Genomic DNA, 13,832 nt, shown 5'->3' with positions numbered 1-13,832 from the left:
CGGGCTCAGACCAGGCGGCGGGCGGTGGCCCAGCGGGTCAGCTCGTGCCGGTTGGAGAGCTGGAGCTTGCGGAGCACCGCCGAGACGTGCGACTCCACCGTCTTCACCGAGATGTAGAGCTGCTTGGCGACCTCCTTGTAGGCGTAGCCCCGGGCGATCAGCCGCAGCACCTCCCGCTCCCGCTGGGTCAGCCGGTCCAGGTCCTCGTCGATCGGGGGCGCGTCGGTGGAGGCGAAGGCGTCCAGGACGAAGCCGGCCAGCCGGGGCGAGAAGACCGCGTCGCCCTCCTGGACCCGGAAGACCGAGTCCACCAGGTCGTTCCCGGTGATGGTCTTGGTGACGTAGCCCCGGGCCCCGCCCCGGATCACGCCGATCACGTCCTCCGCCGCGTCCGAGACGGAGAGCGCGAGGAAGCGGACCGGGTCCTGGGCGGCGGCCATCAGCCCGGCGCAGCGGCGCAGCACCTCGACGCCGCCGCCCCCGGGCAGGTGGACGTCGAGCAGGACGACCTCGGGCCGGGTCGCGGTGATCACGTCGACGGCCTGGTCGACGTCGGCGGCCTCGCCGACCACCTCGACCCCGGTGGCGTCGGTCCGGCCGATCTCGGCCCGCACCCCGGTGCGGAACATCCGGTGGTCGTCGACGAGGACGACCCGCACCCGGCGCCCCGCACCCGGCCCCGGGCCGTGCCCCGGCTCCGCTCCCGCCGCGTCCGGCCCCGCGCCCGCGTCGGCTCCGGTGGTCGCTCCGGTCTCGTCGCTCATCCGTCCGCCCTCTCCATCTCCAGCTCGACTTCGGTGCCCCCGCCCGGTACGGCCCGGAGGCGGGCCGTACCGCCGTTGCGCTGCATCCGGCCGATGATCGATTCTCGTACGCCCATTCTGTCCTCGGGGACCTCGTCCAGGTCGAACCCCGGACCCCGGTCGCGCACCGAGACGAAGACCGCGCGCCCCTCCACCTCGGCGTACACCTGCACCGCCCCGCCCTCGCCACCGTACTTGGCGGCGTTGACCATCGCCTCGCGCGCGGCCTGCATCTGCGCGACCAGCTTCTCGTCGAGCGGGCAGTCGCCGACGACGACCACCTCCAGCGGCACCCCGTGCTTGTCCTCGACCTCGGCGGCGGCCCGCTTCACCGCCTCGGCGAGGGTCTCCGGCTCCTCGTCCCGGCCGGTGCCCTCCGGCTTGTAGAGCCAGTTCCGCAGCTCCCGCTCCTGGGCGCGGGCGAGGCGGCGGACCTCGCCCGCGTCGTCGGCGTTGCGCTGGATCAGGGTGAGGGTGTGCAGGACGGAGTCGTGGACGTGGGCGGCGACCTCGGCCCGTTCCTGGGCCCGGATGCGCAGGGTCCGCTCGGCGGTGAGGTCCTGCGACATCCTGATCAGCCACGGGCCGGCGAGCAGGACGATGCCGGTGAGGACGGCGACGGCAGCGGTCAGCGCGGTGCCGATCTGGGCGACGGAGCCGCGCACGACGACGAAGACGGCGAGGCCGGTGCCGACGAGGGCGACGCCGACCAGGCCCCGGACGACGTGGAAGGCCCGCCGGTGCCGGACCGACCGGCCGGTCCAGGTGTCCCGGCGGGCGTTGTCCGCCTGTCGCCAGACCAGGACGACGCCGACGCCGATGAGCAGCGCCGGCCACACGTACCGGCCGGTCTCGTTGTCCACCCGGACGTTGGTGATGAAGACGGCCGCGCCGACCGCGAAGGCGGCCAGGGCCACGAGCTGGCCCCGGTCGGGCTTGCGGAGCCGGCGCCTGCCGTCCTCGGTGACCTCGAAGACGGGCCGGGGCGCGCCCCGGCCGCCGACGCCGAGCGGGACCACGATCCAGAAGACGGCGTAGAGGAGGAGCCCGAGGCCCTCGGTGAGGACGAGCACCGCGAAGACGACGCGCACCCACGCGACGGGCAGACCGAGGTGACCGGCGAGACCGCGGGCGACACCGCCGAGCCACCGCCCGTCGGCGCTCCGGTAGAGCCTGCGCACGGGCGGTTCGTCGGGCTCGGCGACCCGAGCGGTTGCGGACATGCACCGATCGTCACACGACCGGCCCCGCGCGGACATCAGGGTCCGCCCTGAGATCGGCCCCGGGTTCGCCTCGGGGTCGGCAGGCCGTCGAATATCAGGGTCCGGCCAGGGTCGTTCCCGGTGCCGTCCGGGGGTCACCGGCCGTCACCATGGACGCATGACGAGTTCGATGCCTTCGCAGCCTCCGCAGCACGGGGCCCCGCCGACCGGTGAGGGCCCCGCGGCCCCCCTGCGCCGTGCGCGCGGCGGAATGGTCGGCGGGGTGTGCGGCGGCCTCGGCCGGCACTTCGACCTGGACCCGGTGATCTTCCGGGTGGTGGTGGCGGTGCTGTCGGTGGCCGGCGGTCTCGGTCTGATCTTCTACGGCTTCGCGTCGCTGGCGATACCGCTCGCGGGCGAGGACGAGAGCGAGGGCCGGCGGCTGCTGACCGGGCGGGTCTCCGGCGGTGCGCTGGCGGCGCTGCTGATGGCGCTGGTGGGCTGCGGCATCTTCCTGTCGATGCTGCGTACGGGGACGATGCTGGGCTTCTCGGTGACGCTGGTGGTGGCGACGGCCGGTGCGGCGTTCTGGTCGCAGCGGCGCCGGGTCCCGGGCGGTGAGGCGGAGGGCGCCCCGGCGGCCGGGCCGAAGGGTCCGCACGCCGGACCCGAGGCCCCGCCGGAGGCGCAGGCGCCGCCGGTCAAGGCGGGGTCCGGTTCGTGGTGGCGCGACCCGATCGTGAAGGACGGTTCGACGGGCCGGACGGCCATCGGCTATCTGTGGGGGCCGTCCGGGATGCTGGACGGCGAGGGCCGGGTCGACGGCGAGGTGCCGAAGCCGGGCAGCCGGTGGAGCCGTCCGGCGGCCGCCGGGCGGCCGGAGCCGTCGGTGCGGCGGAGCCCGTACTCGATCTCCGGTCTGATCGATCTGCTCGCGACGGCCGCCTTCGTGGCCGGGGTGGCCCTGACCTGGGAGTCGCAGCCGCTGGGCACCAGCCTGGCGGCGGGTCTGGCCGGCTCGCTCGCGGTGCTCGGACTGGGGCTGGTGGTCGGCAGCTTCCTGGGCAGGACCGGCTTCGGGACGATCGTCCAGGTGGTGGTGACGGCCGTGCTGCTGGCGGGGGCGGTGGCGCTGCCGGACCGGATCTCCACGGACTGGACGCGGCAGACGTGGACGCCGTCCACGGCGGCGGCGGTGCAGCCGCGCTACGACCTGGGGTCGGGGGTGGGCACGCTGGACCTGTCCGGGCTGTCGGTGCCGAAGGGGACGACGGTCGCCACCTCGGTGGACGTGGGCGCGGGCAAGCTGGAGGTCGTGGTGCCGAAGGACGTGGTGGTGAAGCTGCGCGCCAAGGTGGGGCTGGGCGATCTCCAGCTGCCGGGGCAGGCGCCGGACGACATCGACATCGCCCCGGACCGCGACGAGACGACGACGCTGGACCCGCCCGCCGGGACGGTCCCGGCGGGCACCCTGGACCTCTCGCTGGAGGTCGCCCTCGGACAGGTGGAGGTCACCCGTGCTGCTTCATGAGTTCCGGCCCGGCCGGCTGATCGTGGGGGTGTCCGCCCTCGTCGTGGCCGCCGCCTACGGCGGGGAGGCCGCCGACCGGTGGTCGGTGCCGCCGCTGCTGGTCGTTCCGGTGCTGTGCGCCGGTCTGACGCTGGCGGGGATCGCGACCTGGGTGTCCTACGGGGTGCGGCGGCGGTCGGCGAGGAGGCGGTCGGCGGAGAGCACCGGGGCCCCGGCGAGCAGCAGCGGCAGCCAGGACATGAGATAGGCGAGGTCGTTGCCCAGGTAGTAGGGGGTGACCTGCCAGCTCACGGTGAGCCAGAGGCTCAGCGAGATCAGCGCGCCGCCGAGCGCGGCCACCCGGGCCCAGAGGCCCAGGAGGGTGCCCAGGCCGACGAGGACCTCGCCGATGGCGAGGGCGTAGCCGAAGCCGGTGGGGCTGTGCAGGGCGAGGTCGACGAGGCCGGGGATCGCGGCGGAGTCGCGGACGCCCCGCATGGTCTCGCCGATGGATCCGGTGCCGGTGCCGGAGAGGAAGGCCGGGTCGGTGAGCTTGTCGAGGCCGGCGTAGACGAAGGTGACGCCGAGGAAGACCCGCAGGGGCAGGAGGGCGTAACGGGAGGCGGTCGCCCGCCAGGCGTCCAGGCGGGCCCGGACGCCGGAGCCCCGGGTTCCGCCGGGACGGTCCAGGTATGCGGTCATGATCGGCCACCTCTCCCCACCCCGTACGACTGTTCGCGCAACGATTGTCTCCGCTGATCCTGTGGGGCGACACAGGAGGGGCGGGTGTCACGACAGGAGTTCGGGCTCCGCTCGGCTGATCCTGTGCCAGAGGGGCTGGTAGTTGATCCAGGCGACGAGGTCGCCGCCGAGCTGTTCGCGGGTGGCGACGGCGTCCTTGTGGTCGATGAGGACGGGTTTGCCGGCGGCGCGGGCGGTGAGCTGGACGCGGGCGCAGCGCTCCATGGAGATGAACCACCAGGCGGCGGCGTCGACGGAGGAGCCGACGGTGAGGAGGCCGTGGTTGCGGAGCACGATGCCCTTGAAGGGGCCGAGGGCGGCGGCGACCCGGCGGGCCTCCTCGGTGTCGACGGTGACGCCGGTGTAGGCGTCGTAGAGGGCGTGGTCCTGGTAGAAGGCGCACGCCTCCTGGGTGAGGGGGTCGAGGAGTTCGCCGAGGGCGGCCAGGGCGCGGCCGTGGACCGAGTGGGTGTGGACGACGGCGACGGCGTCCGGGCGGGCGCGGTGGACCTGGGCGTGGACGGTGAAGGCGGCCTGGTTGACGTGCCGGCCGCCGAGGACGACCTGCCCCTCGCCGTTGGCGAGGACGAGGTCGCCGGCGGTGAGGTCGCCGAAGGGGGCGCCGAAGGGGTTCACCCAGTAGCAGTCGTCGTACTCGGGGTCGCGGACGGTGATGTGGCCGGAGACGCCCTCCTCGTACCCGAACCGTCCGAAGAGGCGCAGGGCGGCGGCGAGCCGCTGCTTGCGGTGGGCGCGTTCCTCCCCGGCCGTCGCGTGCACGGGCGGCATGGCGAAGTGGAGCCGTTCGACGGGGACGGGCGCCGGTATCTCGGTCATGCGCCGGAAGGTAACGCCCCGCAGGTCAAGTGACCAGACTCGGGACGGGACCGGTGTGGGCGGGCGGCCCGGGAAGCGGCGAGGCCGCCGTCCCGCGGGGCGGGACGGCGGCCTCGTGCGAGGCGGGAGGGGTCACTCCCACTCGATGGTGCCCGGGGGCTTGCTGGTGACGTCGAGGACGACGCGGTTGACGTCGGCGACCTCGTTGGTGATGCGGGTGGAGATCTTCGCCAGGACCTCGTAGGGCAGGCGCGACCAGTCGGCCGTCATGGCGTCCTCGGAGGAGACCGGACGGAGCACGATCGGGTGGCCGTAGGTGCGGCCGTCGCCCTGGACGCCGACGGAGCGGACGTCGGCGAGGAGGACGACCGGGCACTGCCAGATCTCGCGGTCGAGACCGGCGGCGGTCAGCTCCTCGCGGGCGATGGCGTCGGCCTCGCGGAGCAGGTCCAGGCGCTCCTTGGTGACCTCGCCGACGATGCGGATGCCGAGGCCGGGGCCGGGGAAGGGCTGGCGCTGGACGATCTCGTCCGGCAGGCCGAGCTCCTGGCCGACCATGCGGACCTCGTCCTTGAAGAGCTGCCGCAGCGGCTCGACGAGCTGGAACTCGATGTCGTCGGGGAGCCCGCCCACGTTGTGGTGGGACTTGATGTTGGCGGTGCCGGTGCCGCCGCCGGACTCGACGATGTCCGGGTAGAGGGTGCCCTGCACGAGGAAGGCGACCTCGGGGCCGTCCTCCTGGAGGATCTCCAGCTGCGCCTGCTCGAAGACGCGGATGAACTCGCGGCCGATGATCTTGCGCTTGGTCTCCGGGTCGGAGACTCCGGCGAGCGCGGTCAGGAAGCGCTCCTGCGCGTCGACGACGACCAGGTTGGCGCCGGTGGCGGCCACGAAGTCCTTCTCGACCTGCTCGGTCTCGCCCTTGCGCATCAGGCCGTGGTCGACGTAGACGCAGGTGAGCTGCGAGCCGATGGCCTTCTGGACGAGGGCGGCGGCCACGGCGGAGTCGACGCCGCCGGAGAGGCCGCAGATGGCGCGCTTGTCGCCGACCTGGGCGCGGATCGCGGCGACCTGCTCCTCGATGACGTTGCCGGTGGTCCAGCTGGGCTCGATGCCGGCGCCGCGGTAGAGGAAGTGCTCCAGGATCTGCTGGCCGTGCGTGGAGTGCAGCACCTCGGGGTGGTACTGGACGCCGTAGAGCTTCTTCTCGTCGTTCTCGAAGGCGGCGACCGGGACCACGTCGGTGGAGGCGGTGACGGCGAAGCCCTCGGGGGCGGCGGAGCAGGCGTCGCCGTGCGACATCCACACCGACTGCTCGACCGGGGTGCCCTCGAAGAGGGTGGAGCCCGCCCTGGAGACGTGCAGCGGGGTGCGGCCGTACTCGCGGGCGCCGTTGTCGTCGACGGTGCCGCCGAGGGTCTGGGCCATCAGCTGGAAGCCGTAGCACATGCCGAAGACGGGGACGCCGGCCTCGAAGATCGCGCGGTCGAGGCGCGGGGCGCCCTCGGCGTACACGGACGACGGGCCGCCGGAGAGGATGATCGCCTTCGGGTTCCTGGCCAGCATCTCGGCCACCGGCATGGTGGACGGGACGATCTCGCTATAGACCCGCGCCTCGCGGACACGGCGGGCGATGAGCTGGGCGTACTGGGCGCCGAAGTCGACAACGAGGACTACGTCCGGGTTGGTGACGTCGGACGCGGCAGCGTGGGGCGCTGATGACACTGCGGCAGCCTTCCGGCGGTGGGAGGGTTCCCCCGAAGGGGGGCTGTTTCGTCGATTCTACCGGCGCGCGGGTGTCCCCCTTCGTCTCACCATCCGAACCGGGGTGGCCTTGGTCACCGCTCCCGTCCGCCAAGGTGGCCTTCGTCTCACGATCCGGGCCCGGCTTGCCCCGGCCCGCCGGGAGGGGGCCATACTGGCACCATGCGCACGCTCACGACCTTCGTCTTTACCTATGGCATCCGGCCCACCGGCTGCCATGGTCGTGCTGCTTGAGCAACTGACAAGCGACTTCCGAGGCGCCCCGGGCCGACAAGGCCCGGGGCGCTTCGCGTTTCCCGGGCCGCACCGCCCCGGGGCCCCGGTCCCCCGCACCGCACCGCACCCGCGGACACACGGACACCCGAGGAGCCCCCGATGACCAGCAGGACCCTGACCGAGCAGACCGGCGCCCGCACCGACGAGGCGGCTTCGCTGATCGGCGACGCCCGCGAGCGGATCGACGCGCTCGACGACCGGATCATCGGGCTGATCCAGGAACGGGTGGCGGTCTCGGCCGTCATCCAGGAGGCCCGGATCTCCTCCGGCGGCCGGCGGGTGAACCTGGCCCGCGAGATGGACGTCCTGGCCCACTACCGGGACGCGCTGGGCAAGCCGGGCACGGCCCTGGCGATGACGGTGCTGGAGCTGTGCCGGGGCCGCATCTGACCGGGAGCCGCGCCCGGGGCCGTACCCGCGACGGAACTCGGAGCCGTACCCGCACACCCGCGACCGGGCCCCGTCCCGGGCCCGTGCGGGGGACGCGTCTGAGTGGGTGCCCGTACCCGCGTTCGGGCTGGGTCTCACCCGTACGGCGCGTGACCGGGCCCCGCGGGGCTTCGTTGAGCGTGGTGTCCGTGCCAGCCAGGGGCGGGCCAGCAGAAAACCACGCGTGGCTTCGCTGGGGCGTGTGGCGTACCTCCGGGTGCGCCGTGGGACCTCGCTCCAGCTCATGTGACCGGACGGCAGGGGACAGCAGTCCGGTCGCCCAGAAAGGGCGGTCGGTCCCGGGGACGCCCGGGGCCGACCGCAACCGGCTCGCCGGCCGCGGTCTCCGCGGTCCACCACCCGCCCCCCGCACGGCCTCCGTCCCCTCGACCTCCCTCCCCAGACCCCCCTCCCCCGACGCGGCGCGACCCCCCGGCGCCGCTCCGCTCGGCACCGCCGCTGCCCTGACACCGGTGCCGACGCCAGGGCCCGTGCCGCGACCGGAATCGCGGCACGGGCCCTCCCTCTTTCTCCTACGTGACGCGCGTCACACCGCAATCTGACGCAACGCCTACAACCAAGGGCGGGGATCGCGGGTCATCTATGCGGCACCACCGAAAAGCCGGAGGGGCGCTGCACTCGGAGGGGGGTGCAGCGCCCTTTCCTTTTCCCCGAAGCCGTCCCGAAGCCGCCCCGGAACCGTCAGGGCTTCTTCGGCGGGACCACCGGAATGCCGAGGAAGGGCAGCCGCAGGGCGCCGAACGCCTCCGCGGGCACCGCCGGCGCCTTCGGCTCGACCGGCGCCAGGCGCGCGTACGCCTCGCCCTGCCGGGGCCGCGGGTCCTCCTCGCCCTTGTTCGGCCAGAAGGACATCGCCCGCTCCGCCTGCGCGGTGATCGTCAGCGACGGGTTCACCCCGAGGTTGGCGGAGACCGCCGAGCCGTCCACGACCGAGATCCCCGGGTGGCCGTAGAGCCGGTGGTACGGGTCGATGACACCGGAGTCGGCGTCGGCGCCGATCGGGCAGCCGCCCAGGAAGTGCGCGGTCAGCGGGGTGCCCATCAGCTCGCCGATGTTGGAGCCCGCGAAGCCGTTGATCTCCTCGGAGATCAGGGTGGCGGCCCGGGTCGCCGCCTCGATCTGGGTCGGGTTCGGCGCGCCGTGCCCCTGCCGGGCCGTGAGCAGGCCCTTTCCGAGGCCGCCGGGCTTGCGGTAGGTGGTGAGGGAGTTGTCCAGGGACTGCATGACGAGCCCGATGATGGTCTTCTCGGACCAGCGCCGGTTGGAGAGCGAGCGGAGCGCGAGGGTGGGGTGCCGGAGCATGTTGAGCGCCCAGTTCCGCACCCGGTGGGCCCCATAGGGGACCTGGAGGACGGTGAGCCCGCCCATCGAGTTGGAGCCCTTGCCGTAGCGGACCGGCTCGATGTGGGTGTTCTCGTCCGGGTGGACCGACGAGGTGATGGCGACGCCCCGGGTGAAGTCGGCCCGCGCCTGGCCGTGCTTGCGGCGGTAGCGGCGGTCGGTGGTCTGGGCGCCGACCAGGCCCTCCGAGTTGGTGCGGGTCAGTTCGCCGAGCCGGTCGGAGATCCGGGGCAGCAGCCCGGTGTCCTTCATGCGGTGCAGCAGGGTCTGGGTGCCGTACGTGCCCGCGGCGATCACCACCCGGCGGGCGGTGAAGGTGCGGCCCTTGCCCTTCTTCCGGTCGTCGGTGGGGAGGGTCCTGACCGCGAAGCCGCCGCGCGAGTCCTCGGTGACGGCGACCACGGACGTCATCGGGTGGACGGTGGCGCCCGCCTTCTCCGCGAGGTGGAGGTAGTTCTCGTTGAGGGTGTTCTTGGCGCCGTGGCGGCAGCCGGTCATGCACTCGCCGCACTCGGTGCACGCCTTGCGCGAGGGGCCCGCGCCGCCGAAGAACGGGTCGGCGACCTCGCCGCCCGGTGTCGCCCGCGCGGTGCCGTCGGCGTCCTTCCCGTCCCCGAAGAAGACGCCGACCGGCGCCATGTGGAAGGTGTCGCCGATGCCCATGGCCTGGGCGGCGGCCTTCAGGTGCACGTCGGAGGGGGTCATCGTCGGATTGAGCCGGACGCCCAGCATCCGCTTCGCCTGGTCGTAGTACGGGGCGAGCTCGGCGCGCCAGTCGGTGATGTCCTTCCACTGCGGGTCGTCGAAGAACGGCGCCAGCGGCTCGTACAGCGTGTTCGCGTAGTTGAGTGAACCGCCGCCGACGCCCGCGCCGGCCAGCACCATCACGTTGCCGAGCAGGTGGATGCGCTGGATGCCGTACAGGCCGAGGGCGGGGGCCCACAGGAAGTTCCTCAGGTCCCAGGAGTTCTTCGGCAGGGTCTCGCGGGTGAAGCGGCGGCCGGCCTCCAGGACGCCGACCCGGTAGCCCTTCTCGGTGAGGCGGAGCGCGGTGACCGAGCCGCCGAAGCCGGAGCCGACCACGAGGACGTCGTAGTCGTACGCGCCTTCCTCGTCCTGATTTCGGGCAGGGGGTACCGCGGTCATGGCTCTCCTCGGGAGGGAAAGGGCGGAAACGGGCAGGGGGTACGGGGGGACGGCGCGGGGCCGGCTCCCCTGGCGCGGGGGCCGGCCCGGGACCGGGCGTCAGCTCAGGCGGAACGCCTTCAGCGCCTTCAGGGACAGGCTCATCAGCGCCGCGTACTTCTCGTCGTCCATCCCGAAGGACGGCGCGAGCGGCATCAGGCGCTGCTGGGCGACGGTCTGGGCCTCGGTGTACTTGAGGATGCCCTCGGAGCCGTGGCGGCGGCCGAGTCCGGAGTCCTTCATGCCGCCCATCGGGGCGCGCACGCTGCCGTACGCGGGGGCGTACCCCTCGTTGATGTTGACGGTGCCGGTGCGCAGGCGGGCGGCGACGGCGTGGCCCCGGCGGGAGTCGGTGGTCCAGACGGAGGCGTTGAGGCCGTACGGGGTGGCGTTGGCGCGGGCGACCGCCTCGTCCTCGTCGGCGAAGCGGTAGACCGAGACGACCGGGCCGAAGGTCTCCTCGGCGCAGACGGTCATCGGGGCCTCGACGCCGTCGAGGATGGTCGGCTCGTAGAACAGCGGGCCGATGTCGGGGCGGGCGACGCCCCCGGCGACCAGCTTGGCGCCCTTGGCGACGGCCTCCTCGACGTGCCGGGTGACGGTCTCCAGCTGGCGCTCGCCGACGAGGGAGCCCATGTCGGCGCCGTACGCGAGGGAGGTGCCGAGCCGCATGGCCCGGGTGCGGGCGGCGAAGCGCTCGACGAAGGCGTCCGCGATCGACTCGTGCACGTACAGCCGCTCGATGGAGATGCAGAGCTGTCCGGCGGAGGAGAAGCAGGCGCGGACGGCTCCGGCGGCGGCCTTCTCCACGTCGGCGTCCTTCAGGACCAGCATGGCGTTCTTGCCGCCGAGTTCGAGGGAGACGCCGACCAGGCGGGCGGCGGCGCCCTGGGCGACCTCGCGGCCGGTGCGGGTGGAGCCGGTGAAGGAGACGTAGTCGGCGTGCCGGACCACCTCGGGGCCGACGACCGGGCCCTCGCCGAGGACGACCTGGAAGACCTCGGCGGGCAGCCCGGCCTCGATGAGCAGGTCGCGGGCCCACAGCGCGGTGAGCGCGGTCTCGGTGTCGGGCTTCATCACCAGCGCGTTGCCCGCGACGAAGGCGGGCAGGGCGTCGCCGACGGAGAGTTCGAGGGGGTAGTTCCAGGGGGCGATCTGGCCGACGACGCCGCGCGGCTGGCGCAGTTCGGTGACCTTGGTGAGGGTCGGGACGACGCCGGTGTGGCGCTTGGGGCGCAGGTACGAGGAGGCCCGGCGGCCGTAGTGGCGGGCGGCGACGGCGACCGCGAGGACCTCCTCGTGGGCGTGCAGCCGGGCCTTGCCGGTCTCCAGCTGGATGAGGTCGAGGACCTCGGCCTGGCGGGCGAGGACCAGGTCGTGGAAGCGGAGCAGGACGCCGGCGCGCTCGCGGACGGAGGTGGCGGCCCAGGCGGCCTGCGCGGCGCGGGCGCGGTCGAACGCCTCGGCGACCTCCTCGGGCGTGGCCTCGGGCAGGTCCGCCAGCTTCTCCCCGGTGAAGGGGGTGTGGTTGGCGGTCCGGCCGGAGCCGATGACGCCCCGGGTGAGCCGGGCGACCAGCTCGGGGGTCACGACGTCGGCGGCGGTCCGGGCGCCGGCCGGGGCGGGGGCGACCGGGTTGGTCGCGCCGGCCGGGGCGGCGGGGCGGGCCGCCGGCGCGGCGTCGGCGGGAACCGTGGGGGCGGCGGGGGCCTGCGAGTCCGTCATGGAGCCGAGGGTAGGCGTCGTTCCGGCCTTTGGGTACCCGCCGGTAACGCGTTTTCACCACCCGCGCACATCGCGCCAGTGATCGCTGGCGCATAAGTCCTGATCAGCGGCTTACGGCTGTCGGGGGCCCGCGACGGAGATTTTTCCGGCGCTTTCCCGGCGGTGCCGCCCCCGGGAACGCCGTCCCCGGGGGCGGGCGGGGCCGGTGTCACTCGCCGGGCACGCGCCAGTGCTGGAGGACCACGTCGAACTGCTCCCGGGTCGCCTCCCAGCTCTCCTCCGGCGCGGACATGTAGATCGCGTACTCGGTGCCGTCGTCGCCGTAGTAGAGCTGGTCGATCGCGTGCCGGGGCCCGGGGAAGCTCTGCTTCTCGGTCCAGGTGAACTCCCATATCGCGGACTTCACCTGGTCGCGGTAGGTGTTCTGGTTGAGCAGCACCCGCTCGTAGTCCATCCGGTTCTGAAGGGTCTTCTCCAGGTCCAGGGCGTGCACGTAGGGGTTCTCGAAGTCGGGGCTGCGGTCGATGCTGATCCGGATGCGGTGGCGGCCGTTGTCCGGGGTGTAGTCGATCTGGTCGCCGTCCTTCTGCCGCTTCCAGCCGTCCGGGACGGCGAGGCTGAAGCCCTCCGGGTCGTCCACCCGGTGCCAGCCCTCCGGCGCGTCGCCCGGCGCCACGCCCCGGTCGGGACCGGTGGTGCCGGTGGTGCCGGTGCCGGTCGGCTCGGGGGCCGGGGCGGCGGTGGTCGGGCGGGGGTCGGGGTCGGTGCCGCCCCGGCCGTTGCCGTACTCCATCACCGCGAAGACGGCCCCGCCCGCGACGACGGCGGCGAGGACGGCGGTGAGGACGGCGGTCCGCCAGCGGCCCTTCCCCTGGACCGGCGCGACGGGCCCGGCGGCGGAGGCGAGGGTGGGCGACGGTCCCGGTTCCGGGACCGGGATGGGGACGGGCGCCGGGACCGGCACAGGCGCCGGGGCCGGGGACGCGGTCGGGGCGGTGGCGGGGACGGCCGCCGGCACCGGGGCGACGGCGGTGCCCTCCTCCAGGGCCTCCCGCCGGTCGAACCGCTGCGTCGGCACGTACGCCTGCGCCGTCTGGGGGCTGCGCCCCTCCATCGCCTCCAGCAGCATCCGCTCGGCCTCGTCGGCCTGCGGCCGCCGCTCCGGCTCCTTGCTCAGCAGCGCGACGATGACCGGGGCCAGCGGACCCGCGTTCGCCGGGTACGGCGGCTCCTCGCCGACGACCGCCTGCATGGTGCTGATCGGGGAGGTGCGGCGGAACGGCGAGGTGCCCTCGACCGCCGTGTACAGGGTGGCGCCGAGGGACCACAGGTCGGAGGCGGGGCCCGGGTCGGCGCCCTTGACCCGCTCGGGCGCCAGGTAGTCGATGGAGCCGACCAGTTCGCCCGTGCGGGTGATCGTGGAGTCGCCCTCGATGGCCGCGATGCCGAAGTCGGTGATGAGGACCCGGCCGTCGCGGGCGAGCAGCACGTTGCCCGGCTTGACGTCCCGGTGCAGCACCCCGGCCGCGTGCGCGGCGCGCAGCGCGCCGACGACGTGCAGCCCGACCCGGGCCGCCTCGCGGGGCTCGACCGTCCCGGCCTCCTTGACCGCGTCGGCGAGCGAGGGCCCGTCGACGTACTGCATGACGATCCAGGGGCGGTCGTCGTGTTCGAGCACGTCGTGAACGGTGACCACGCCGGGGTGGGTGATCCTCGCGGCGGCCCGCGCCTCCTTCTGGGTGCGCGCGTGGAGCACCAGCCGGTCCGCCTCGGCGACGAACCGACCCGCCGTCAGTTCCTTCACCGCCACCACGCGGTGCAGCACCTCGTCGTGCGCGCGCCACACCTTGCCCATGCCGCCGCGCCCGATCGACTCGCCCAGCCGGTACCGCCCGGCGAGCAGCAGCCCCGGCCCTGTGCTCTGAGAGTGTTCCACTTGCCCCCGCCCGTCGCTTCCGGTGCAAGGTTACGGAGGAGGGCACGGCCCACGGAACCTCG

At 73.8% G+C, this 13,832-nt stretch carries 10 protein-coding genes; 2 read left to right on the top strand and 8 right to left on the bottom strand.

Annotated features, from left to right (window positions below):
• Positions 1-5: 5 nt before the first annotated feature.
• Together IE219_RS02775 and IE219_RS02770 are read right to left on the bottom strand one after the other, a co-directional pair.
• On the bottom strand, positions 6-764 hold the full coding sequence (locus IE219_RS02775) for a LuxR C-terminal-related transcriptional regulator (RefSeq protein ID WP_189974828.1): 759 nt from the start codon (positions 762-764) through the stop codon (positions 6-8).
• Entirely contained in the window at positions 761-2,026 is a 1,266-nt protein-coding gene (locus IE219_RS02770) for an ATP-binding protein (protein WP_189974827.1), read from the bottom strand. The genes IE219_RS02775 and IE219_RS02770 overlap by 4 nt, the downstream gene beginning before the upstream one ends.
• A gap of 157 nt (positions 2,027-2,183) precedes the next feature.
• Between IE219_RS02770 and IE219_RS02765 the strand changes: the two genes are divergently transcribed.
• Positions 2,184-3,536 carry a PspC domain-containing protein gene (locus IE219_RS02765; RefSeq protein ID WP_189974826.1) on the top strand — a complete coding sequence of 451 codons (1,353 nt, stop codon included), beginning with the start codon at positions 2,184-2,186 and terminating at the stop codon, positions 3,534-3,536.
• A 156-nt stretch (positions 3,537-3,692) separates the two neighbouring features.
• Here the strand turns inward: IE219_RS02765 and IE219_RS02760 are convergent, their stop codons facing one another.
• From IE219_RS02760 to guaA, 3 genes are all read right to left on the bottom strand, one after another.
• Positions 3,693-4,217: a DoxX family membrane protein gene (locus tag IE219_RS02760; protein WP_189974825.1), complete on the bottom strand. Its 525-nt coding sequence runs from the start codon at positions 4,215-4,217 to the stop codon at positions 3,693-3,695.
• Between the two features lie 87 nt (positions 4,218-4,304).
• Positions 4,305-5,093: a class II aldolase/adducin family protein gene (locus IE219_RS02755; RefSeq protein ID WP_189974824.1), complete on the bottom strand. Its 789-nt coding sequence runs from the start codon at positions 5,091-5,093 to the stop codon at positions 4,305-4,307.
• 132 nt (positions 5,094-5,225) lie between these two features.
• Positions 5,226-6,818 (bottom strand): glutamine-hydrolyzing GMP synthase, encoded by a 1,593-nt coding sequence (gene guaA, locus IE219_RS02750; RefSeq protein WP_189974823.1) that lies wholly within the window; start codon positions 6,816-6,818, stop codon positions 5,226-5,228.
• A gap of 414 nt (positions 6,819-7,232) precedes the next feature.
• Here guaA and IE219_RS02745 point away from each other — a divergent pair, with 414 nt between their 5' ends.
• On the top strand, positions 7,233-7,523 hold the full coding sequence (locus tag IE219_RS02745; protein WP_189974822.1) for a chorismate mutase: 291 nt from the start codon (positions 7,233-7,235) through the stop codon (positions 7,521-7,523).
• Positions 7,524-8,264: 741 nt separating this feature from the next.
• Here the strand turns inward: IE219_RS02745 and IE219_RS02740 are convergent.
• From IE219_RS02740 to IE219_RS02730, 3 genes are all read right to left on the bottom strand, one after another.
• Positions 8,265-10,070 (bottom strand): GMC oxidoreductase, encoded by a 1,806-nt coding sequence (locus tag IE219_RS02740; protein WP_189974821.1) that lies wholly within the window; start codon positions 10,068-10,070, stop codon positions 8,265-8,267.
• Between the two features lie 99 nt (positions 10,071-10,169).
• Positions 10,170-11,834, bottom strand: coding sequence for a succinic semialdehyde dehydrogenase (locus IE219_RS02735; RefSeq protein ID WP_189974820.1), 1,665 nt, complete (start codon positions 11,832-11,834; stop codon positions 10,170-10,172).
• A gap of 208 nt (positions 11,835-12,042) precedes the next feature.
• Positions 12,043-13,770 carry a serine/threonine-protein kinase gene (locus IE219_RS02730; protein ID WP_189974819.1) on the bottom strand — a complete coding sequence of 576 codons (1,728 nt, stop codon included), beginning with the start codon at positions 13,768-13,770 and terminating at the stop codon, positions 12,043-12,045.
• Positions 13,771-13,832 lie beyond the last annotated feature (62 nt).

Source organism: Streptomyces termitum, from assembly GCF_014650175.1.
Taxonomy (GTDB): domain Bacteria; phylum Actinomycetota; class Actinomycetes; order Streptomycetales; family Streptomycetaceae; genus Streptomyces; species Streptomyces termitum.
Note: the sequence above shows the minus strand (reverse complement) of the source record. Positions and strands in the feature narration are given on the sequence as shown.

Bases quoted from the DNA above. Each gene is read 5' to 3' on its own strand.
- IE219_RS02740 (WP_189974821.1), bottom strand. From the start codon at position 10,070: ATGACCGCGGTACCCCCTGCCCGAAATCAGGACGAGGAAGGCGCGTAC.
- IE219_RS02765 (WP_189974826.1), top strand. From the start codon at position 2,184: ATGACGAGTTCGATGCCTTCGCAGCCTCCGCAGCACGGGGCCCCGCCG.
- IE219_RS02760 (WP_189974825.1), bottom strand. From the start codon at position 4,217: ATGACCGCATACCTGGACCGTCCCGGCGGAACCCGGGGCTCCGGCGTC.
- IE219_RS02770 (WP_189974827.1), bottom strand. From the start codon at position 2,026: ATGTCCGCAACCGCTCGGGTCGCCGAGCCCGACGAACCGCCCGTGCGC.
- IE219_RS02775 (WP_189974828.1), bottom strand. From the start codon at position 764: ATGAGCGACGAGACCGGAGCGACCACCGGAGCCGACGCGGGCGCGGGG.
- IE219_RS02735 (WP_189974820.1), bottom strand. From the start codon at position 11,834: ATGACGGACTCGCAGGCCCCCGCCGCCCCCACGGTTCCCGCCGACGCC.
- IE219_RS02755 (WP_189974824.1), bottom strand. From the start codon at position 5,093: ATGACCGAGATACCGGCGCCCGTCCCCGTCGAACGGCTCCACTTCGCC.
- IE219_RS02745 (WP_189974822.1), top strand. From the start codon at position 7,233: ATGACCAGCAGGACCCTGACCGAGCAGACCGGCGCCCGCACCGACGAG.